Annotated in this window: 19 protein-coding genes; 9 read left to right on the top strand and 10 right to left on the bottom strand. The window is 68.1% G+C overall.

Translation table 11 applies throughout. From position 1 onward, the window contains the following. Positions 1–76 precede the first annotated feature (76 nt). The 5 genes from ON29_RS13665 to ON29_RS13645 all read left to right on the top strand — a co-directional run bounded on the left by ON29_RS13665 (position 77) and on the right by ON29_RS13645 (position 4,714). Complete coding sequence (locus tag ON29_RS13665; protein WP_040866609.1) at positions 77–637, top strand: hypothetical protein; 561 nt, start codon at positions 77–79, stop codon at positions 635–637. 9 nt (positions 638–646) lie between these two features. Next, a complete protein-coding gene (locus ON29_RS13660) occupies positions 647–1,981 on the top strand; it encodes a Dyp-type peroxidase (RefSeq protein ID WP_040866608.1) in 1,335 nt (444 codons plus the stop codon). Next, entirely contained in the window at positions 1,978–2,991 is a 1,014-nt protein-coding gene (locus ON29_RS13655; protein WP_040866607.1) for a hypothetical protein, read from the top strand. The genes ON29_RS13660 and ON29_RS13655 overlap by 4 nt, the downstream gene beginning before the upstream one ends. 29 nt (positions 2,992–3,020) lie before the next feature. Continuing rightward, positions 3,021–3,422 carry a nuclear transport factor 2 family protein gene (locus ON29_RS13650; protein ID WP_040866660.1) on the top strand — a complete coding sequence of 134 codons (402 nt, stop codon included), beginning with the start codon at positions 3,021–3,023 and terminating at the stop codon, positions 3,420–3,422. A gap of 251 nt (positions 3,423–3,673) precedes the next feature. Then, positions 3,674–4,714 carry an amidohydrolase family protein gene (locus tag ON29_RS13645; protein WP_373283875.1) on the top strand — a complete coding sequence of 347 codons (1,041 nt, stop codon included), beginning with the start codon at positions 3,674–3,676 and terminating at the stop codon, positions 4,712–4,714. 60 nt (positions 4,715–4,774) lie between these two features. Here the strand turns inward: ON29_RS13645 and ON29_RS13640 are convergent, their stop codons facing one another. Continuing rightward, complete coding sequence (locus ON29_RS13640; protein ID WP_040866606.1) at positions 4,775–5,413, bottom strand: TetR/AcrR family transcriptional regulator; 639 nt, start codon at positions 5,411–5,413, stop codon at positions 4,775–4,777. Between the two features lie 202 nt (positions 5,414–5,615). Here ON29_RS13640 and ON29_RS13635 point away from each other — a divergent pair, with 202 nt between their 5' ends. Both ON29_RS13635 and mhpA read left to right on the top strand, forming a co-directional pair. Further along, positions 5,616–6,641, top strand: a complete 1,026-nt coding sequence (locus ON29_RS13635; protein ID WP_040866658.1) for a VOC family protein — start codon at positions 5,616–5,618, stop codon at positions 6,639–6,641. Continuing rightward, the gene (gene mhpA / locus ON29_RS13630; protein ID WP_083863463.1) at positions 6,638–8,467 is read left to right on the top strand and encodes a bifunctional 3-(3-hydroxy-phenyl)propionate/3-hydroxycinnamic acid hydroxylase MhpA; all 1,830 of its coding nucleotides are present in this window, start codon (positions 6,638–6,640) and stop codon (positions 8,465–8,467) included. The genes ON29_RS13635 and mhpA overlap by 4 nt, the downstream gene beginning before the upstream one ends. A gap of 42 nt (positions 8,468–8,509) precedes the next feature. Here mhpA and ON29_RS13625 read toward each other — a convergent pair whose 3' ends face one another. From ON29_RS13625 to ON29_RS13605, 5 genes are all read right to left on the bottom strand, one after another. Continuing rightward, complete coding sequence (locus ON29_RS13625) at positions 8,510–9,598, bottom strand: ABC transporter ATP-binding protein (RefSeq protein ID WP_040866605.1); 1,089 nt, start codon at positions 9,596–9,598, stop codon at positions 8,510–8,512. Between the two features lie 13 nt (positions 9,599–9,611). Beyond that, positions 9,612–10,478 carry a carbohydrate ABC transporter permease gene (locus ON29_RS13620; protein WP_040866604.1) on the bottom strand — a complete coding sequence of 289 codons (867 nt, stop codon included), beginning with the start codon at positions 10,476–10,478 and terminating at the stop codon, positions 9,612–9,614. Continuing rightward, positions 10,475–11,320 (bottom strand): carbohydrate ABC transporter permease, encoded by an 846-nt coding sequence (locus tag ON29_RS13615; RefSeq protein ID WP_217999160.1) that lies wholly within the window; start codon positions 11,318–11,320, stop codon positions 10,475–10,477. The genes ON29_RS13620 and ON29_RS13615 overlap by 4 nt, the downstream gene beginning before the upstream one ends. 2 nt (positions 11,321–11,322) lie before the next feature. After that, complete coding sequence (locus tag ON29_RS13610) at positions 11,323–12,630, bottom strand: ABC transporter substrate-binding protein (protein WP_040866603.1); 1,308 nt, start codon at positions 12,628–12,630, stop codon at positions 11,323–11,325. Between the two features lie 330 nt (positions 12,631–12,960). Further along, positions 12,961–14,160: an esterase/lipase family protein gene (locus ON29_RS13605; RefSeq protein WP_040866602.1), complete on the bottom strand. Its 1,200-nt coding sequence runs from the start codon at positions 14,158–14,160 to the stop codon at positions 12,961–12,963. 358 nt (positions 14,161–14,518) lie between these two features. Here ON29_RS13605 and ON29_RS13600 point away from each other — a divergent pair, with 358 nt between their 5' ends. Together ON29_RS13600 and ON29_RS13595 are read left to right on the top strand one after the other, a co-directional pair. Continuing rightward, complete coding sequence (locus ON29_RS13600; RefSeq protein ID WP_051175169.1) at positions 14,519–15,124, top strand: YdcF family protein; 606 nt, start codon at positions 14,519–14,521, stop codon at positions 15,122–15,124. A 44-nt stretch (positions 15,125–15,168) separates the two neighbouring features. Then, the gene (locus ON29_RS13595) at positions 15,169–16,206 is read left to right on the top strand and encodes a fused (3R)-hydroxyacyl-ACP dehydratase subunits HadA/HadB (protein WP_040866601.1); all 1,038 of its coding nucleotides are present in this window, start codon (positions 15,169–15,171) and stop codon (positions 16,204–16,206) included. Between the two features lie 12 nt (positions 16,207–16,218). Here the strand turns inward: ON29_RS13595 and ON29_RS13590 are convergent, their stop codons facing one another. From ON29_RS13590 to ON29_RS13575, 4 genes are read right to left on the bottom strand one after another with little or no spacing between them, the layout of a single operon-like run. Beyond that, on the bottom strand, positions 16,219–17,268 hold the full coding sequence (locus ON29_RS13590; protein WP_051175168.1) for an LLM class flavin-dependent oxidoreductase: 1,050 nt from the start codon (positions 17,266–17,268) through the stop codon (positions 16,219–16,221). Between the two features lie 42 nt (positions 17,269–17,310). Then, the gene (locus ON29_RS13585; RefSeq protein ID WP_040866600.1) at positions 17,311–18,339 is read right to left on the bottom strand and encodes an alpha/beta hydrolase; all 1,029 of its coding nucleotides are present in this window, start codon (positions 18,337–18,339) and stop codon (positions 17,311–17,313) included. After that, positions 18,336–19,286, bottom strand: a complete 951-nt coding sequence (locus tag ON29_RS13580; RefSeq protein ID WP_040866599.1) for an acyl-ACP desaturase — start codon at positions 19,284–19,286, stop codon at positions 18,336–18,338. Before ON29_RS13580 ends, ON29_RS13585 begins: the two co-directional genes overlap by 4 nt. Positions 19,287–19,343: 57 nt before the next feature. Continuing rightward, positions 19,344–20,288: an RsbRD N-terminal domain-containing protein gene (locus ON29_RS13575; protein ID WP_245548942.1), complete on the bottom strand. Its 945-nt coding sequence runs from the start codon at positions 20,286–20,288 to the stop codon at positions 19,344–19,346. Positions 20,289–20,457: the final 169 nt, after the last annotated feature.

Genomic DNA, 20,457 nt, shown 5'->3' with positions numbered 1-20,457 from the left:
ATCGGATTCAGGTGCCACCCGCAGAGGAATGATACGACTCGATAGTTGGCTTACGCGGCGAAGGTAGGTACGCAATATGGCAACCGCCGATCAGGACTGGAGCAAGCCGGCGGCGCTGGCCATCCCCAAGGAGGGCTACTTCGAACTGCAGCGCGGCAGATACGGTCCGATCTTCCCGCGAACCCCGGCCTGCTACGGGTTCTCGATCATCGCCAAGGTGAAACCCGGTCGGGAAGAGGCCATCCGCGCGCACGGCAAGCAGATCGAAGACGCGGTAGCGGCAAGCCCGGACGTGTTGGCACCGCTGCGGCTGCACTATCTGCGGTGGCTGCTGTTCGACGTCGGTTTCGGACTGTATTTCCAATATCAGGGCATCTTCGATACCGATTTCGACAAGTACACCGAAGACGCCGTAATGCTGTTCACGCAGACCGGTATAGACACCGTTTTCACCAACCTCGAGGGATTCCCGGAGGATTGGAAGGAAAACCCGGACGCGTTCGTCGAATACGTTCGTGAACATCAGTTTCCGAGTTTCCTCGAGTACGGCGAATACCCTTACGTCAGCGCTGAGGAGATCAAGAAGGCGCTGCGATTGAAGGCGTCGTTCTCCGGCATGCTCGATCAGATGCAGTAACCCGGCACCATGCTAGAACTCGACGACATTCAACACATCCTGCTGACCCGCACCCCGGCAGTGACCGGCCGCTATGAGTTCCTGTCCTTCGACGACCCCGCCGGGGGCCGAGCCTGGTTGACCCCGCTGCTCGACCGGGTGCAGTCGGCCGCGGACGTGCGCGCCACTATGGACAGCTCGCAGCGCTGGGTCACACTGGCCTTCACCTGGAACGGCCTGCGGGCGCTCGGGGTGCCGGAGCAAGCGCTCGCCACCTTCCCCGACGAGTTCCGCGAGGGCATGGCCGCCCGCGCCGACATCCTGGGCGACACCGGCGCCAATCATCCCGACAACTGGGTGGGCGGGCTGGCCGGTGACGACCTGCATGCCATCGCGATCCTGTTCGCCCGCACCGAGGCCGAACGACAGCGGTGCACGGCCGAACACGAGAAACTGGTGGCCGGCTGTCCGGGTGTGCGCGTGTTGTCGTTCCTGGATTTGAATGCGACACCGCCGTTCAACTACGCCCACGACCACTTCGGATTCCGCGACCGGTTGTCCCAGCCTGCGATCGAAGGGTCCGGGGAGGACCCGACCCCCGGCTCTGGCGCGCCGTTGCAACCCGGTGAATTCATCCTGGGCTACCCCGACGAGGAAGGACCGCCCCGCGGGCAACCGCAGCCGGAGGTCTTGTCCCGCAACGGCAGCTACATGGCCTACCGGCGGCTGCAAGAACACGTGGGCGCATTCCGGGACTTCCTGCGCGAGCACGCCGACACCCCCGACGAGCAGGAACTACTCGCCGCCAAACTCATGGGCCGGTGGCGCAGCGGCGCCCCGCTCGTGCTTTCGCCGGACCGCGACGACCCGGAGCTGGGAGCGGATCCCGCACGCAACAACGACTTCAACTATAAGGAGATGGACCCGCACGGTTATGCCGTGCCGCTGGGCGCGCACGCGCGGCGACTCAATCCGCGTGACACCGCGGTGCATATGAACCGGCGCAGGATGATTCGTCGTGGCGCCACCTACGGGTCCGCGCTGCCACCGGACGCCTCCGACGACGGCGCGGACCGAGGTATCGCCGCCTTCATCGTCTGCGCCAGCCTGGTTCGCCAGTTCGAGTTCGCCCAGAACGTCTGGATCAACGACAAGTCGTTTCACGAACTCGGCAACGAGCACGATCCCATCTGCGGCACCCAGGACGGGACGCTGGAGTTCACCGTCCCGAAGCGGCCGATCCGCAGGGTGTTCGCGAGCCTGCCCGCGTTCACCACGCTCAGAGGCGGCGCGTACTTCTTCCTGCCCGGTATCAGCGCCCTGCGCTACATTGCCGGGCTCGACAGCCCAGAGGTGACCTCATGAGCAGCCTGCCGACGGCACGCACCTACAACCAGAGCCACATGCCGCGCAAGGCCGACGGGCGGCGGCGGATCAGTATCTACTGGACGTGGAGTTACCCGTGGGAAGCCCAGCGCGACCCCGCCGAAATCTACAACCGCTTCTCCACGATGACCGAAGTCCGCAACGCCACGTGGCCGGCCTACGAGACCCCCGACTACGACAGAGCGCATTTCCTGCAAGGCATCGCAGGCACCCTCGAGCTGTTCCACCGCTCGACATTGGATTTCCAACGGCTGGCCGAGGAGGCCACCGGTCATCCCGTCGCGGTCTTCCAGCGCATCGACCAAGCCGGTTACACCCTGCCCATCGATGAACGCATCCTGGCCGACACCGACACCCTGATGATCTTCGGGCTCGACCACATCCTCTCCGAACAGCAGGCCGCACCCGAGGAGGGGGACGCCATCGGTGAGTGGCTGCGACGCGACGGCACCTGCCTGCTGCTCGCGCCGCACCACGACGTCGGTTTCAGCGACGACAACGCGCAGCGACAAATCGAATACCGCCATCACGGCGATCCGCTGGTCCCCCGCCAGCAGCGATTCGGCCAGTACACGCGCTCGCTGATGAAAACGCTCGGCGTGCCGATCCACAACACATGGGGCCTGCGCCCGGCGGTCGTGAACGGCACCGATCAGATCTTCCCCGTCACCGCGTACCGCGACCTGGACACACCCCGGCTCCTCGACCAGGTCACCACATTCAACTTCCACCCCCATCTGCCGCATTACCAACTCACCGCGCCCGAAAGCGACTCGCTCCGTGTGCTGGCCCGCCAGCGCGTCGACCCCACCCGCCCCCACCCTTTCACCGCCGCGGGCAACACCGAATTCAACGCCCTGATCTGGATGCCGCCCGCCGGGCGACGCACCGGCGACATCGTGCTCATCGACTCCACCAACTTCACCACGCTCTTCGGCGGCACCGACAGCCTCGAACACCTCTGGCACAACCTCGCCACCATGGAATGACCGCAACCACCCCGGCGAGGAGGCTCGTTGTGAACAGCCCGGACGACCCGACAACGGTGGTGCTCCGATACGTCGATGCCTTCAACAACGCCGACCCGAACGCGATGGCAGCGTTGTGCGCCGACCCGATGCAGATACTCGACGGAATGTCGCCACCTGTGTGGCACGGGCCGACAGCCAGTGAGGAGTGGTGGAGGGACGTACAAAAGGAAGGCGAGCGCACAGGAGCATCGGGCTACCACATCGCGGCCGGCGAGCCGCGGCACGCCGAGGTCTCGGATGACCACGCCTATGTCGTTGTTCCCGCGACCATGACAGTCGATGTCCAGGGCAAGCGGGTAACGCAAACCGGCTCGATCTTCATCGTCGCGCTCGGGAAGTTCGAGGCACAGTGGCAGCTGACAGCCTGGGCTTGGGCAAAAGGCGCCTGATCGGAACTGCTCGACGACGATCCCGCGCGATCGGCCCGCTGATGCGAAGTACCAGCGCGGCCATGGGCGCGGCGTCGGCGATCCCCCATGAGTGCGGTGGTGAAGCGGACGAACCGATCGCCGGTTCCGGTATCACCGGGTGTAGAGTCAGCCCGTATAATGATGAAAGTCTCAAGTATGAGAATCCCATCGTCAAGAAGATTGATGTGCTCATTACATTGATGAGTCCATCAAGAAGAAAGGGCTGCGGCATGTCGCTGGACCGGATCGACGTCCACCAGCACTTGGTGCCTCCCGTCTACCGCGAGGCGCTCGGCGCGCACGGCATCGCAGCGGCAGGCGGCCGGGATCTGCCGGACTGGAGCCCGGCGGCGGCCCGGGACATGATGGCCGGCGTCGGGATCGGCTCGTCCGTCCTGTCGATCTCGACACCGGGCACGGCCTTCCTCTCCGATCCGGTCGAGGCAGCGCGTCTGGCACGGGCGGTCAACGACTACGCCGCCGAGCTCTCCGCCGGCGCGCCGCAGACCTTCGGGTTCTTCGCCACCGCCCCCATGCCCCATATCGAGGCGGCCGCCGCCGAGGCCACCCGCGCCTTGGACACCCTGGGCGCCGACGGCGTGGTGCTGTTGGGCAACTCGCGCGGGGTGTACTTGGGCGAGGAGGGTCAGGACGATCTGTTCCGGGTGCTGGACGAGCGCTCGGCGGTGGCTTTCGTCCATCCGGCGGACCTGCCCGGTCCCGCCGTGCCGGGCGCGCCGTCCTTCGCCGCGGACTTTCTGCTGGACACCACGCGCGCTGCGTATCTGCTGGTGCGCAACGGAATCCGCGAGCGCTTTCCCAACATCCGGTTCATACTCAGCCACGGAGGTGGATTCGTCCCCTACGCCTCACACCGGATGTCGCTGGGCATCTTCACCCAAACCGGCCGCAGCCCGATCGAGGTGCTCGGCGAGTTCGCCGGCTTCTACTTCGACACCGCCCTGTCTTCGAGCGCGGCGGCGCTGCCGACCCTGCTCGCGTTCGCCGAGCCGGGCCACGTGCTCTACGGCAGCGACTGGCCCTTCGCGCCCGAACCCGCGGTGCACTACTTCGATGCCGGGCTGACCGAATACCCCGGCTGCGACGAGGCGACGCGGCGCGCGATCCACCGCGCGAACGCCACCGCCTTGTTCCCTCGTTTCGGCGCAACGCCGGCGAACGCACCCGAGTCGCCGTTGCTCACCCGAATGCGCCGCGAGGTGCGAACCCGCCTGTTCCGGGCCGTGGCCCGGGCCGCCAACCGCCACTGACCGGCGGGGCAGGTCAGGCGCCGTCCCGATGCACGGCGGCAGCGCCCGCGGAAGGGCCGCTCAGAGCTGCGGGATGTCGGGAAGGTCGCCGGAGCTGAGACGCTGCGCGGTCCGCTTGTTCATCCCGAACATGCGCAGCATGCGGTAGGTCATCTCGTCCGACAGCGCGTCGGCGTCGGCGGCAGGGTCGGCATCGAGCAGTTGCAGCAGCCCCAGCATCGCACCACCGGCGGCCATGACCGCCAGGTCGGGATCCATCGGCTCGAACCGGCCCGCGTCCTGGGCCGCGCGGATGTCGCGGCGGGCGCGAGGCGCGAGGCCCTCGTCGAGCAGCATCACGGCCATGCCGGAGTTGAGCACCACACGCACCATCTCCGGGATGCGCCGCTGCAACCGGCCGGTCATCCGGAAGCTCACGGCGAACACTTCGGCCGGGTCCTCGTAGAGGGCCACGATCTGGTCGCGCATTTCGCTGTAGACCTGCAGCGCCGAGCGAACCGCCTCGTCGAAGAGCTGGTCCTTGGACTCGAAGTGGTTGTAGAACGAGCCGAATCCGACGTCGGCGGCCTCGGTGATCTCCTGGATGCTGACCACCGAACGCCCCTCGGACAGGAACTTGCGCGCCGCACCGAGCAGGGCGTTGCGGGTGCGCTCACGGCGGCGATCGGTGCGGGTACGCACCACTGGTTCGGCAGTCATCAGACCTTCCCCTGTTCGTCCTAGAGAAATCATAACTGAGGGATCGGTCAGTTACGATTCGCGAGGTAGAACAGATTCTGATCGAATCATCAATATTGGCTTGACAGATATCTCCATCTTGACTGATGATTTCATCACTAGAGCTGTGGAGGTGACTGTGCCAAGCGCTGACAACGGAGTCGAGGCCGGGCGGATGGTCGCGATGAGCGATTCGCTGCCGAACGCCGAGGACTCGGTCTACGGTGCGGTCCACCTGGGCTACCTGGCGGTGCAGTCGCAGCGGTTGCCGGATTGGGAGCGCTTCGGCGCGGCGGCGATAGGGCTACACGCCGATCGGCTCGACGCCGACACCCTGCGATTCCGTCTCGATGACCGGGCCTGCCGGTTCCTGATCCGACGCGGCCCCGCCGAAGATGTGACCGCCTTGGGCTGGCAGGTCGACGACCACGAGACATTCGACCGCATCCTGGCCCGGGTCAGCGATCGCGGCGTGCCGATCGAGGAAGGCACCGCCGAGGAGACCGCGCTGCGCGGGGTGCAGCGGCTGTGGCGCTTCCCCGGCCCGAAAGGCATCGCCACCGAGATCTTCACCACCGCGCTGACCACACCCGAACCGCTGCGCATGCTCAACTCCGGCTGGGTCACCGGCGAAGCCGGCCTGGGCCATGTGGCGATCGTGTCGCGGGAACCGGAATCGATGCACGCCTACTACCGCACCCTGTTCGACTCGCGGCTGTCGGACTTCATCGACGAGAACATCTCCGGGCTGACGATGAAGATCCGCTTCCTGCGGGTCAACGAACGCCACCACTCGATCGCCGTCGCCAACATCCGCGGCATCAAGATCGACCCCATCCGCACCCGGGTCCAGCACGTCAATATCCAGTCCGCCACCCTCGAGGACATGCTCGCCGCCTACGGCCGCGTCACCGATCTCGGGTTCCGGATGGCATGGTCGGTCGGGCAGCACACCAACGACCGCGAACTGTCGTTCTACTGCGTCACTCCCTCGGGTTTCGAACTCGAGGTCGGCTGGAACCCGATCGTCATCACCCCGGAACTCGACGCCGCATGGGCGGCGACGACCTATCAGGGCATCAGCATCTGGGGCCACCACACCGTCTCCGAGACCCCGCTGGCCAAGCTCGCCCAGCTCCGCACCGCGGCCGCGCGCCTGCGCACCCCGGAGATCACCGTCCCCGAACTCACCGGAGGTCTTGTCAGATGAGCGAATTCGACCACGAGATCGTGATCGTGGGGCTCGGCCCGACCGGCCTGACCCTGGCCAACCTGCTCGGCCGCCGCGGCATCGACGTGCTCGTTCTCGAACGCGAACCCGAGTACTACGGCCTGGCCCGCGCGGTCTACACCGATGACGAATGCATGCGGATCTTCCAAACCGCCGATGTCGCCGACGAGATCAACGCCGAGATGAACCTCGACTCCACCGTCCAATGGGTCCGCGGCGACGGGAAGGTGCTCGCGCAGTTCAACCAGATCGACCGGCCCCTGAGCTGGCCCGTGTCCAACTTCCTCTACCAGCCCTACCTGGAGAGCAGCCTCGAACGCGCTCTCGACCGGTACCAGCACGTCACCGTGCGCCGCGGGCGCGCCGTGACCGGTTTCGACCAGGACGCCGGGTCGGTGAGCGTCGAGCACGCCGAGTGCACGGGTACCGGCTACGGCAAACGCGATGCGGAGATCGTTGCGGGCAGCACCGAACGGGTGCGCGCGAAGTTCCTCGTCGGCTGCGACGGCGGGCGCAGCATCGTGCGCACCGAGCTGGGGATCGATATGTCGGGCACCAGCTTTCCCGAGCGTTGGCTGGTGGTCGATCTGAAGGCACGCGAGGGCGTCGACGCGTTCCGGCACCTGCCCTACTTCGACTTCGTCTGCGACCCCGAGCTGCCGATCGTGTCCTGCCCACAGCCGGACGGGCACCACCGCTTCGAGTTCATGCTGCGCGAGGACCAGACCAAGGAGGAGATGGAGGACACCGGCACCGTGCGCCGCCACATCTCCCGCTACGTCGACCCCGACGAGGTCGAGGTGCTGCGCAAGCTCGTCTACACCTTCAACGCCGTGGTCGCCGACCGCTGGCGCGAGCGCCGGATCCTGATCGCCGGCGACGCCGCGCACATGACCCCGCAATTCATCGGCCAGGGCATGAATTCCGGTGTGCGCGACGCGGATAATCTGTCCTGGAAGCTCACCGCGATCCTGCGCCACGGCGCCGACCCGGCGATCCTGGACAGTTACGAGAGCGAACGCCGACCGCACGCCAAGGCCATGATCGACCTGTCGGTATTCAACAAGAACGTCGTCTCCATCGACAACCGGTTCCTCGCAGCGGCTCGCGACACCCTCATCTCCACCACGGTGCGGCTACCCGGCCTCGGTGGTTGGATCCGCCAGGCGAAGATCAAGCCCGCCCCGCGCTTCCGCCGCGGCGCCTACCTGGGCCTGCCTCGCCCGCTGATCCGCGGAGTTCAGGGCAGACTCGCGCCCCAGCCCGAGATCCGCACTTACCACGGCAGGCATCAGCGACTCGACGACACGCTCGGCCTCGGTTTCGCCGTCCTGGGTTACGGTTCCGACCCACGCCGCGTCTTCTCCCCCGCGGACCTGGACGTTCTGCGCGCCCTCGACACCCGCTTCGTGACGGTCTACCCGCTGGGCGGACGCCCGCAGGGCAAACCCGGCGACGGCCGCGAAGACCTCACCGACATCGAAGACCACACCGGCGCGCTGGCGCGCTGGTTCCGCCGCGCCCGGCTGCATCCGGGCGGAGTGGTCCTGCTGCGCCCGGACCGGTACGTCTTCGGCACCGCCGAACCGGCCCAGACCGCCGCACTGGTCGCCGCGCTACGGCATCAACTGCACCTGCCGACCCCGCCGGCCGGGCTCACACAGCCCGCCTCGGTCCGGTTGCCCGAGCCTGCCGCACCGTCGGCCGAGCCCACATCCGCCAGTGCAAGGCGGGACGAGCCGGTGTCCGAATCCGCCGCGCACCAAGTGCCTGTCACCTCCGGCCGCGCGGAAGAGAGCCGATGACCTCGCCCGTCTCGCCCCGGATACCTGGCCGGCGTCCGGTGCTCACCCAACCGGCAGGAGCAGCCCGGTTTCCGGGTCGTACCAGCGGCATGCTTCGGGAGGAAGGTGCAGATTCGCAGTGCCGCCCTCGTCGGCGCGGAAGCCCGGCGGCGCTTGGACTTTCACCGTCTGCCCGCTGAGGCGGGTGGTGAGCAGGGTCGAAGAGCCCAGTGGCTCCAGCACTTCGAGTTCGGCCCGCACTGTCGCGTCCGCGGGGTTGTCGGCCAGCACGACGGCCTCGGGGCGGATGCCGAGCCGCAGCGTCTTGCCCTCGAAGGAGGACAACTCGGGAGGAACGGCGAGCGATTGCCCGCCCAGGTCGATGCGCGGCCCGGCCGCTCCGGCGGCGACCGTGCCGGTGAGGAAGTTCATCGGCGGGCTGCCGAGGAAGCCGCCGACGAATTCGGTGGCGGGATCGTCGTAGACCTCGGTGGGCGGGCCGCACTGGACGATCGCCCCGGCGCGCATCACGGCGACGCGGTTGCCCAGCGACAGCGCCTCGATCTGGTCGTGGGTGACGTAGATGGTGGTGGTGCCGAGTTCGGCGACGAGTCGTTTCAGCTCGGCCCGGAACGACAGCCGCAGCAGCGCGTCCAAGTTGGACAGCGGCTCGTCCATGAGCAGCACGTCGGCGTCCATCACGATCGCCCGCGCTACCGCGACGCGCTGGCGCTGGCCGCCCGACAGCCGCGCCGGGTAGCGGTCCAGGTAGGGCGTGAGCTGCAACAGCTCCGCGGCCCAGGCGACTTTGCGACGGATCTCGTCGGCGGGCACGCCGTGCACGCGCAGGCCGAAACCGATGTTGTCGGCGACCTTCTTGTTGGGGAACACGGCGTAGGACTGGAACACCATGGACAGATTGCGCCGCCGCGGCTCGAGATAGGTGACGTCCTTGCCGCCGATCACGATCTGACCCGAGTCCGGCAGCTCCAACCCGGCGATCATGCGCAGCAAGGTGGTCTTGCCGCAGCCGGACGGTCCGAGCAGCACCATGAACTCGCCGTCGGAGATCTCCAGCGAGACCTCGTCGGTGGCGCGCGCCGTACCGCCGGGGTAGGTCTTCGCCAGATCCCGGACCACCACTTCAGCCATCAGCGAACCCCTGTCATCGCAGCGTCGTCCCCCACATGTTCACCAGGTAGCGCCGCATCACGAAGATGAACGCCAGCGCCGGGATGATCAACGCGAAGCCGCCCGCGAAGCGGTACGCCGTCGACGCCTCGTCCAGCGCGGTGAGCACCTGCGCGGGCAGCGTGCGGTGCCCGAGTGTCACGATCGTCGCGCCGAGGATCTCGTTCCACGACAGGACGAATGTGAAGATCGAGGACGCGGCCAGCCCCGGCAGCGCCAGCGGCACCACGATCCGGCGCGCGGCCTGCCAGCGGCCGCATCCGAAGACCTGGGCCGCCTCCTCCAGATCGGGCGGCACCGCGACGAAGATGCTCGCCGTGATGAGCACGGTGGTCGGCAACGCGAGCGTGGTGTGTACCAGCGTCACGGCCAGCACCGTGTCGTACACGTCGACGCGCAGGAACATCGTGGCCAGCGGCACCGAGAGCACCACGATCGGCAAGGCGCGCACGAAGAGGATGAAGACCTGATAGGTGTCTTTGCCGCGAAACGCGTGGCGCGCGAGCGCATATCCCGCCGGCGCGCCGATCACCAGGGACCAGAACACCGTGTAGAGGCCGACCAGCACCGAGTTGCCCAGGGCGGCGGCGGTTCCCGTCGCCCGGAAGAACGCGACCAGCGTTTCGGTGGAGAAATCGCCGGGGATCAGCGGCTTCGGGAACTGGTTGAGCGCCTCGCGGGAGGACACCGCGGCGAGGCCGATGAGAACGATCGGCAACGCCATGAACAGGCTCACGGCCGAGCAGGCCACCTGCACCCACACCGCGCGCCTGCGGCGCCTGCGCAGCGGCGCGCGATCGACGGGTGGCAGTGCGCGCGACGGGGCGCTGTCCGGGTTCATCGCGCCTGCTCCGGCTGCCGGACCGCCCGCAGGTAGAAGACCGCGGTGGCGAGCGAGATCGCGAGCACGATCAGCGAGACAGCGCTGGCGACCGCGGGATTCTGCAGATTGGCGTACCACTCGTAGGTCTCGCCCACCAGAAGCGGAAAGTCCCGCCCGGTCAATGCCTGCGCCACGGCGAACGCCTGCAAGGCCAGGATGGTCCGCAGGATCAGCGCCACCTGCAGACTCGGCCCGAGCAGCGGCAGCGTCACGTGCCGCAGCCGCTGCCAGAAGTTCGCGCCGAACACCTGCGCGGCCTCGTCGTAGTCACGCGGGATCATCTGCACGCCCGCCACCACGATCACGAACACCAGCGACGTCGCGCGCCAGACCTCCGCCACCACGACGGCCAGCAGCATCGTGCCCGCGTTCTGGTAGCCGAGCCACTGCACGCCGTCGTCGGAGACACCGAGGCCGACCAGCAGGGAATTCAGATAGCCGCGGTTGTCGAAAATGGACAGCCAGACCAGGCCCGCGGCCAATTCGGAGATCGCCAGCGGCAGGCACCACAGGTAGAAGTGGCCGCCGGCGAACCGCGGCCGCGCCTGCATGAGCAGCGCCATGCCGACGGCGAGCGCGAGCTGGATGGGCACGACGATCACGATCAGCAGGACCGTGTTGCGCAGTGCGGTGAAGATGTAGGGATCGTCGAACAGTCGCTCCCAGTTGGCGAGGGTGAGTCCGTCGCCGCCACGGAACGCCTCGAGCACGCCCTGCACGAGCGGCCAGCCGAACAGCGCCGCCATCAGGACGATCGAGGGCAGCAGCAGCATCCACGGGGAGCGCAGTCTCGACATCATGGTCAGCCCACCCGGCAGAGTTCGGCGGCGGGATCCGGAGCCCAGCACGGCACCTTCAGGTCGTCGAGGATGCCTTGCAGGACCCGAGCCTGCTGATCCAGCGTGGCGCGGATATCGGCCCCGTCGAGCACGATCGAGCGGAAACTGTCTTTGAAAACCTTGCTCACCTCGCCTTCACGCTGTCCGAGACCCACCGGTGGCAGCGAAAGAATGGCGCCGGGCGCCTCTTGCTGCCTGCGCACCGCATAGGCCTCGAGCTGGATGGCCGGTGGCAGGTCGCCCGGGATCGCCGTGTCGACCGATGGGAAGAAACCGTTGGAACGCAGCAGCCGCAGTTGAGTGTCCGGACGGGTGAGCGTGCTGATCGTCCGCTGCGCCAGTTCGGGGTCCGGGCTGCCCTCGGGAATCGCGAGTCCGGCGATCACGGCCATGTAGCCGAGGCCGTGCGGGCCACGGGGCGCGGGAAGCATCCGCCAGTTGCGCGGGTCGCGCTCGGGCGCGTGGACCAGGCGCACGACGTGATCCCACGCCAGGCGCACCTCGCCGCTGTCGAGCGGCTCCTGCATGAAGTCGGAGTTCGTGCTCGCCGGGACGCAGTTCGCCCACAGCTCACGCAGGTATCGCCACGCCGTCACTGCCTCGTTCGAGCGGAAGGTGGTGATCTGCCCGCCGGTGAACGAGGGCAGCAAGAAGCCCTGGACGAAGCGGTGCAGCAGGCCCTTGGGTCCCGCGGGCAGACCCAGCACGGGACGATTGCCGTTGGCGCGGCGCGCGGCGATGGCCCAGTCCAGGAACTGGTCATAGGTCAGCGACGCGGCATCGGAGCCGGTCGGCAGATGCTCCAGCGCCTCCGCATGTGCGGCAAGGACATAACTCGCGGTGGCCCAGGGGATGTACCACGTGCGGTCGGTGCCCACCCTGGCCAGTTCCAGGTAGGCGGCGGGCCACCCACGGGGGCCGAGGTCGGCGACCAAACCGGTGAGGTCTTGCAAATAGCCGTCGGCGAGCGGCGCGATGTCGCCGTGCAGGCCGCCGAGCAGGCCGATCTGCGTCGCTCCCGCGTCGACCTGGCTGCGGACCTGGCTCGCGAACGGGCTCTCTTCGATGGTCACGTAACCGACGCCGGGTGCGGCATCGGCGAGCAGGCCGCGGAACCGTTCGGCCTCGTCGGCGGGACGGAACTGCGTGGACAGGAAGATCATTCCGCCGTTGCCGCTGGTGGCGAATCCGGTGCAGGCGGCGGACAAGGCCGCCGCGCCGAAGCCCGCCGCGCGCAAGAAGGTTCTACGCGTGGAACCGGATACCGGCATGCATGGCTCCTGTTCGGGCACGAAGCGGTTCGGACGAACACTAAGGTTGGTCAACCTTAGGGCGCTGAAAGACATTGTCGATTGCCAATGTTGGCGATAGTGCACGAAACGGAGCGTCCCCGGAACACGCCGATGCCCACCGAGCAGCGGGTGCGAGGGGCCACTCGGTGGGCATACCGCCGCGCGCCGGGGACGTACGCGCCGGACAGGGGCGGGTTGAGAGATCCCGTCCGGCGGGCAGGAACGCGTGGCGGCCGGTGCTCCCGTCGAGCAGGCGGGCGGAGTCGAGGCACAAGCCACGCCGCTCGACGGGAGCAGGTCATCCGGTGATCACAGCGAGCCCCCGCCGCCGAGCAACCACGGGTTGAAGGTGCACTCCAGATTCGGGTGACCGGCCGGGTCCAGCGCGCGCAGCGCGATGGACAACGCCCGCGGTGAATACATCATCGTGAGGTGGTCGGACACGTCCTGTTCGCATCCGTCCTGCAGCGTGATGTTCTGCACCGTGACGCCGGGCGCCGCCTTCAGGAAGGTCAGATCGTAGGGATTGGTGATCTCGTCGTAGCGGGTGCCGACCACGGTGTAGTCGACCCCGGAAACGGTGTCGCCGTTCTCGTTGAGCTTGTTGACGAAGTCCGAGCCGATCGTCTGCTGAATGCCCGCGTGCCCGACGAAGATCTCGATGAAGCCGAGGATGTCGATGCCGAAGTTGTTGATCGCCCGGCCCAGCGCACCGATGCCGTCCAGACTGGTGCCGTGATGCGTGGCGCCGTAGGTGACCAGATTCTTCACCTTGGCCGCGCCGCCTTCGAACTTGGTGTACCAGTTCGACATCGACCCGCCCTGCGAATGCGCGACGAGGTCCACCTCCGACGCCCCGGTCGCGGCCAGCACCCGGTCGACGAACGTGGCCAGCTGCTTGGCCGAGTCCTGGATGTAGCCGGTGCCCATCACCCCGGGCAGTACCGATCCGAGACCACCGCCCTCGAGCAGGTTGGACCGGCCGTAGTTGAAGGTGAAGGTGCAGAAGCCCGCGTCCTTGATGGGCTGACCCATGAAGGCGAAGCCGTTGTAGGCGTTCATCCAGGTGCCGTGCACCAGCACCACCGGGCGGGGGTGCTCGGCGGTCGGCTTGCAGCTCCAGTCGTTGGCGCCCGGCGGGGCCGCGTCCGGGTGGGTCAGCCCGTAGCCGAACGCGGCCAGCCACGAGGTCATCGGCGGACCGTAACCCACGGTGTCACTGGCGTATCCGCCGGAGGATCCCGAGCTGCTGCCCGATCCGCCGTAGCAGTCCCCGGATCCGTTGCCCGACCCGGCGCCGCTACCCGAGGTGCAGGCCGAGCCGGTGCCCGCGCTGCCCGAATCCGCCACCGGCGCGGCCGTGCGGCCCGCCGCGATGTAGTCGGCCAACTGCTGTTCGGTGGGCTGAGCCTCCGGCGCCGCGTTCGCGCCGGACGCACCGACGGCGAGCACCGAAACGCTCAGCAGCACCGCCGCCAAGGACGATCGCCCGTAGGTACTTCGTTTCATGATTTGCCTTCCTGCAGAACCACGGTGTTCGACGGCCGGCGCCGTTCTCGCTGGTAGACGGCACCGAAGCTGCGCCAACGCTAGAACCGGAAAACGGGACGGCCTATGCGGAAGAGCTGGATCTGGAGACCTCACGAATGCGTTCGGCCACGGCTAGGGAGACGGCACAAAGTACGCGAAAAGGGCATTTTCATGAATTCGGCGAATAGGTCGGACGGCACAAGCCGACGACGCCGAAACGGTGAATTTTCCAGATCACCAGGCGATTACGGTTCCGCAACAGCCGACGGCCGCATCATGGATGGACGCTGAACCCAGCCATCGGTGGCCATCCGGTGGCTAACCACTGGGAGATCCCGTGTCCGCCATCATGGTTACCCTCGCCCGCACCGTGCTGGGCGCATTCGCTGTCACCGCCGCGCTGACCAACCCCCCGCACGCCGCCGCGGACGGCTCTGGCTCCGCCGCCGCGAGCCCCTCGATCACCGCGCCGTCCGCCCTCTTCCCCGCCCCGACGCCGACGGTGCGCGGGCCGGTCACCGCCATCGTCGTGCTCGGCTACGGACTGCTGCCCGACGGTGGCATGCGCCCGGAACTGATCGATCGTCTGCACGCCGGATACGCGCAGGCGCTGCTGGCGCCCTTCTCGCCGATCATCGTGACCGGCGGCAACGCACGCAACGGCGTCACCGAGGCACGGGCGATGGCCGATTGGCTGATCGCCCGCGGCGTCCCGTCCACCCGGATCGAGCTCGAGCCGGAGGCCGACACGACCGCGCAGAACGCCGTGCGCTCGGCCACGATCATGCGCGCGATCGGCGCGCGCGACGCCGTGGTGATCACGTCGGCCGATCACATGGACCGGGCGGTGGGCACCTTCCACGACGCCGGGGTGGACGTCGTCGGCACCGTGACCCCCGAGCAGGTGCCGCCCGCCCTCTGGCGGTTCGGTCCGCTCCCCTGACGGGATGCCGCCGTCGATTACCGTTTCGCAATACAGGAGCAACCATGAACGAGACCGCCGTGAATCCCGCCGAACAGGCGATGTCGCTGGTCGACCATCGTTACCGTTCCACTCTTCGCTACGAGGTGGAACGGGAAAAGATCCGTGAATTCGCCCGCGCCGTCCAGGATTCGCATCCGGCGCATCGAAGCGAGGCCGCCGCGGCCGAACTCGGCTTTTCCGGACTCATCGCCCCGGCGACGTTCAGCTCGATCATTCTCACCAGGGTGCATCGCGAAATACTGGACACGCTGATCACCGGTTACGACCCGACCCGGATTCTGCATGCGGACCAGGTCTTCGACTTCGGCAGGCCGTTGGTGGCCGGTGATCGGCTGACCTGCGACATCTATTTCGAATCGTTCCGGCACTTCGGCGACTACGACGTCCTCGCGATCAAGAGTGTGCTGATCGACCAGCACGGCGCCGTGGTGCAGACCGGTTCCAGCGCGCTGCTCGCGCGCGTCGGCGAGCGTGATCCCGGGTTGGCCGATGCGGTGCGCCAAGTAGCCATGGGACATCGCTGCCCCGAGGCGCCGGCCCCGGGCAGCGCCGTCGCCCCGGCCGCGGCGGACCATCTCGCGCCGACGCCCGACCCTCGGATACCGCGCACGCGTGTCGATTTCGACGACCTGGCGGTGGGCACCGAACTGCCCGTTCGCACCATGCGCCTGTCCCGTGGCGATTTGGTCAACTACGCCGGCGTGACCGGCGAGTCCAATCCGGTGCTGTTCGACGAACGTGTCGCCGTCGCCAGCGGCCTGCCGACCGTGGTGGCGCCCGGCATGCTGAAACTCGGGCTGACCACCTCGTTCCTGAGTTCCTGGCTCGGTGATCCCGCGGCGATCAGCCGTTTTCGCGCTCAGTTCGCGCACAACACTCATCACCTACGGATACCGTCGGTGGGGGCGGGCACGATCCACTTCCGCGGCCGGGTCACCTCGATCGATGCCCGCAAGCGGCGGGCGACCATCGCGGTCGAGGCGCACGCGGAGGGACGCAGACTGTTCGGCTACGCCGCCGCCGAAGTGCTCTTCCCGTAGGCGATATCGCGATCAGGCGGCTCGGCCGGACCGCGCGTCCGCGCGATCGCGGTCTGCGCGGTCGGGCGACAGACCGGTGAGCAGCGCCAGGCGGCGATGCGAATCCAGCCGCGCCGCGCGATCGTAAGTGCTGGTGTGCACGAGGATCTCGTCCGCGCCCGTCTTGGTCACCAGCCGCTCGAGGTGGTCGGCGACCTCGTCCTCGGTGCCGTACAGATGGCCGCGCAGCCCCTCCTCGACGATTCGGCGCTCCCGGTCGGTCATGGTGCGTGCCTCGATCTCGGCGGGCGGCAGCAGGGGCGGGAACTCGCCACGGGTGCGCGCGTACGCGGCGGACCACGCCTCCGGCAGCAGCAGCCGGTGGGCCTGCGCGGTGGTGTCGGCGATGACGATCGAACCGGAGACCATCACGTAGGGTTCGGCGCCGGCGAGGGCGGGGCGGAATTCGGCGCGGTAGCGCTCGATGGCCTCGACCATGCGGTCCTCGCCGCCGGCCGGGGCGATCACCAGCGGCAGCCCGAAACGGGCGGCGCGTTCGGCGCCGGAGCCGGTCGCCAGCAGGAACGCGGGAACCCGCAGTCCCTCGGCGGGCCAGGCGTGCACCCCCTGCCTTCCCTCGGTGAAGTACGCCAGGAGTTCGGCGAGCCGGGCGTCGAAGTCCTCCGCGTCGCGCTTGTCGTGCCCGAGCGCATGCCGCACGCCGTCGGTGAAGCCGACCGAGCGGCCCAACCCCATGTCGATGCGTCCCGGGTACAGCGATTCCAGCACGCCGAACTGTTCGGCGACCACCAGTGGCTGATGATTGGGCAGCATCACGCCGCCGGTGCCGATGCGGATCCGCGAGGTCGCGGCCGCCGCGGCCGCCGCCAGCACGGTCGGCGCCGAACCCGCAACGCCGGGCACGCTGTGGTGCTCGGACACCCAGAAGCGGTGATAGCCCCATTCCTCGGCGAGCCGGGCGAACTCGACGGTCTCCCGCAGCGCGACCGGATGGCTCTGACCGCGCCGTACGCGCGACCGATCGAGAACGGAGAACCGGACAGAGGACAGCGCCGAGATCATACCGATGTCAACGCGAGCGCGCCGCGCTGATTCCGCCGCGATTCACGGGGAGGAGGGCACTCCGAGCGCCTCCGCCAGCACCCGCCAGGCCCGCGGCAGCTGGGCCTGGAAATCCGGCCAGGTGTGCATGCCCTCCGCGGTGTACTCCACGGTCGCGGGAATCCGCAGCTCGGACAGGCGGGTGGCGAACCGCTCGGTGCAGGCACGGGCACCCGCCTCCAGCGCCGCGCCGCCGCCCGCGGTGCGCAGCGCGTCCGCGACCGACGGGGAGTTCGCGACCGCCACCAGGTCGGCGCCGGTCGGCAGCCCGGCGGCCGCCGAGAGGTAGACAGCGGTGCCACGCAGGTTCTCCGCATGCAACAGGCTGTCGTGCGCGGCCCATTCCGGTGAGGACGGCGGCCCCCAGAGATTGTCGACGTTGCCACCGCGTGAGGCGACCGTGATGGTGGTGACCGCGTGACCGAGCGGGTCCGCGGTGGAATAGCACCCGCTCATCCCGGCGACGGCGCGATACCAGCCGGGGTGGCGCTGGGCGAGCATCATCGCCGCCTGCGCCCCCATCGACACTCCGGCGATGGCGCGGCGGCCGTCGGTGCGCAGCAGCGATTCCACGATGGGCGGAAGCTCGGTGGTGAGGAAGGTCTCCCAGCGATTGAGTCCCAGCGCGGTGTCATGGCGGACCCAGTCGCTGTACATGCTGCCGGTGCCGCCGCCGGTGAGCACCACGTCGACCGGTTTGCCCGCGAAGAATTCGGCGGCACCGCCCTTGCCCAGCCATGCCGATGTGGCGTCGCCGTCCACGCCGTCGAGCAGATACAGCACCGGGCGTGGCGCCTGGCCGCTGCCGCGCAGCACGTCGACCGAGATGATCCTGCGCATCGCCGCGGACGCGATGGAGAGCCGCTCATGCCCCTCGGCGACCTTTTCGATCGACAGCAGCCCCGTGCGGGTCATGGCCGGGTCCACCGCGGGCGGCGGGGCCTGCGGCACCGGATCGGCGAACACGGGAGCAGCGGTGACCGCGGCGATGAGGGCCATCGCCGCCGCGGTGATCGGAACGCGCGACCTCATCCTGCCGCGGCGGCCCGTTCCGCTCGTCTGGCCGCAGCGCGCTCGCGCCGCTCCTCGAACCGTCGCGCCTTCAACTCCAAATCCCCGAGGTAGGCGTGCAGTTCGTCGCGGGCGCGTTCGCCGTCACCGGTCAGGTCGGTGCGCTCGAAGACATGCCACGCGCGCAGCACCGGGCGCACGACCACGTCGAGATGCTGGCGCAGATCGTAGATGCCGTGCTCGGCCAGCAGCACCGCGTTACGCCGGAAGTTCGGCTGGGATAGTCCGGGCATCTGAAAGCGGGTGACCACGGTGGTGATCGCGCGCAGCGCTTCGTTCGGCACGAGGTCCAGAGCGGCGGCGCTGATGTTCCGGTAGAAGATCATATGCAGGTTCTCGTCGGCGGCGACACGTTGCAGCATACGCTCGGCGATCGGCTCCTCGCAGGCCGCTCCGGTATTCCGGTGGCTGATCCTGGTCGCCAGCTCTTGCAGTGTGACGTAGGCCACCGAACGCAGGAACACTTGCTCCGTGTCGGGTTTCGCGAAGCCAGAGGTCATATGCGCCATCCTGGCCTGCTCGAGCAGCACCGGATCGACCGCGCGGGTCACCACCAGATAGTCGCGCATCACGATGGCGTGGCGGTTCTCCTCGGCAGTCCACCGGCCCACCCAGGTACCCCACACCCCGTCCAGGGAGAACGCGTCCGAGATCTCCCGGTGATACGACGGCAGATTGTCCTCGGTGAGCAGATTGGTGATCATCGCCGTCTGCGCGACTTCGGAAAGTCCGGATTGTCCCGGTTCCCAATCGATTCCGCCGAGGGCGGCGAAATTACGCCCGTCGTCCCACGGCACGTAATCGTGCGGATTCCAGGACTTGGCCTTGCGCAGATGGTCGTTGAGCAGGCGTTCGGCAGTGGGTTCGAGTTCGCGTAGAATATCGCGATCGGTCAACGCGGTGGTCACTCGCACTCCTTTGCTCACCCTCGATTTCAGGGCACATTCGACGATACCGGCGAAATTTCAGGCCGAACGGCCGATTACGTGATCGTTGGGCGAGGTGACGATGGTCATATGACCGGGCTGGGGCAGATCACAACCCGCGATGTCGCCCGCGTCGGTCACCCCGTACAGCCCAGGGGGCCTGCCCGCCGCCCGCAACCGGTCCAGCAGATCGTGGGCGCGCCCGGCCAATTCGGGAATGCGTGCGGTGCGCCCGGTGGCCACGGCGGCGGTCAGCGGCACCTCGGCGGCCTCGCCGACGATGGTCAGCACGTCGGGGGTCATGTTGAACGTTCCGGTGCGGGCGGGCACGTCATCGATCGGCACCAGCACCGTGCCGCCGGCGGCGGACAGCACCGACAACGCCCGTGAGCCGAGCGGATCGGCCAGCGCGGCCTGGACCCGCCGGAGTTTGCGCCGGGCCGCCTCTGTGCCCGTGACGGGTCTTCGCTCGTCCGGGTGCGCCGGAATGCCCAGCGCCACGACCTGGTAGGACCGTGCGATCGGAATGCCGGTCGCCCTGGCGAGTTCGCCGACCGCGTGCCCGCCCAGCAACGCGGAGACCAGCGTCTGGGCGGCGGTCTGATGTTCCCGCGCGACCGCGCGATGCTCGTCCACATAAGCGGTCGACGCCGCCACCGTTACCATTTCCAGGACGTGGATCGCCAGTCGCGCACCCGCGAGAAAATGGTCGGTCCGCTCGTCGGCGGCCTCGTCGGCGAGCAATTCCAGTCCGTTGCGGATTTCGTCGTGATACGCGCCGAGCACCGTTTCCAGCGCGATGCCCTCCCGCGCCCAGCGCGAGGCGAAACCGGCGATCTCCGGGGGTCGCGACGCCGCATGCGCCGGACGCGGCGCCAGCAGTTCGACGGCGGCCGCCAAACAGTTTCGCGCAGTGCTCGCGACATCGCCGGAGGCGTCGTGGCCGACGCGCTCGGCGAGGTGTTCGACGAGTTTCGATGTCAACGTCTCGGTACTCGTTCTCGGCTGCCTGCCCATCATGCCTTCCGAAGGTTAGCGACGGATCGTGATGGAATCGAGATATGTCGCGCCGAATCGGGTAAGTCATCAGTGGTCGACCGACCGGTTGGGCACCGTCACAAGCTTTTCGAGCGGATCGAGGCCGACGGGGTCC

This window comes from Nocardia exalbida NBRC 100660 (genome assembly GCF_000308575.1).
In the GTDB taxonomy this organism is placed as follows: Bacteria; Actinomycetota; Actinomycetes; order Mycobacteriales; family Mycobacteriaceae; genus Nocardia; species Nocardia exalbida.
This window is presented reverse-complemented; position numbering and strand designations above follow the sequence as displayed.

What these genes read in the sequence shown, in the direction of transcription:
- ON29_RS13665 (WP_040866609.1), top strand. Translation starts at nt 77, where the DNA reads ATGGCAACCGCCGATCAGGACTGGAGCAAGCCGGCGGCGCTGGCCATC.
- ON29_RS13660 (WP_040866608.1), top strand. Translation starts at nt 647, where the DNA reads ATGCTAGAACTCGACGACATTCAACACATCCTGCTGACCCGCACCCCG.
- ON29_RS13655 (WP_040866607.1), top strand. Translation starts at nt 1,978, where the DNA reads ATGAGCAGCCTGCCGACGGCACGCACCTACAACCAGAGCCACATGCCG.
- ON29_RS13645 (WP_373283875.1), top strand. Translation starts at nt 3,674, where the DNA reads ATGTCGCTGGACCGGATCGACGTCCACCAGCACTTGGTGCCTCCCGTC.
- ON29_RS13640 (WP_040866606.1), bottom strand. Translation starts at nt 5,413, where the DNA reads ATGACTGCCGAACCAGTGGTGCGTACCCGCACCGATCGCCGCCGTGAG.
- ON29_RS13635 (WP_040866658.1), top strand. Translation starts at nt 5,616, where the DNA reads ATGAGCGATTCGCTGCCGAACGCCGAGGACTCGGTCTACGGTGCGGTC.
- mhpA (WP_083863463.1), top strand. Translation starts at nt 6,638, where the DNA reads ATGAGCGAATTCGACCACGAGATCGTGATCGTGGGGCTCGGCCCGACC.
- ON29_RS13625 (WP_040866605.1), bottom strand. Translation starts at nt 9,598, where the DNA reads ATGGCTGAAGTGGTGGTCCGGGATCTGGCGAAGACCTACCCCGGCGGT.
- ON29_RS13620 (WP_040866604.1), bottom strand. Translation starts at nt 10,478, where the DNA reads ATGAACCCGGACAGCGCCCCGTCGCGCGCACTGCCACCCGTCGATCGC.
- ON29_RS13615 (WP_217999160.1), bottom strand. Translation starts at nt 11,320, where the DNA reads ATGATGTCGAGACTGCGCTCCCCGTGGATGCTGCTGCTGCCCTCGATC.
- ON29_RS13610 (WP_040866603.1), bottom strand. Translation starts at nt 12,630, where the DNA reads ATGCCGGTATCCGGTTCCACGCGTAGAACCTTCTTGCGCGCGGCGGGC.
- ON29_RS13605 (WP_040866602.1), bottom strand. Translation starts at nt 14,160, where the DNA reads ATGAAACGAAGTACCTACGGGCGATCGTCCTTGGCGGCGGTGCTGCTG.
- ON29_RS13595 (WP_040866601.1), top strand. Translation starts at nt 15,169, where the DNA reads ATGAACGAGACCGCCGTGAATCCCGCCGAACAGGCGATGTCGCTGGTC.
- ON29_RS13590 (WP_051175168.1), bottom strand. Translation starts at nt 17,268, where the DNA reads ATGATCTCGGCGCTGTCCTCTGTCCGGTTCTCCGTTCTCGATCGGTCG.
- ON29_RS13585 (WP_040866600.1), bottom strand. Translation starts at nt 18,339, where the DNA reads ATGAGGTCGCGCGTTCCGATCACCGCGGCGGCGATGGCCCTCATCGCC.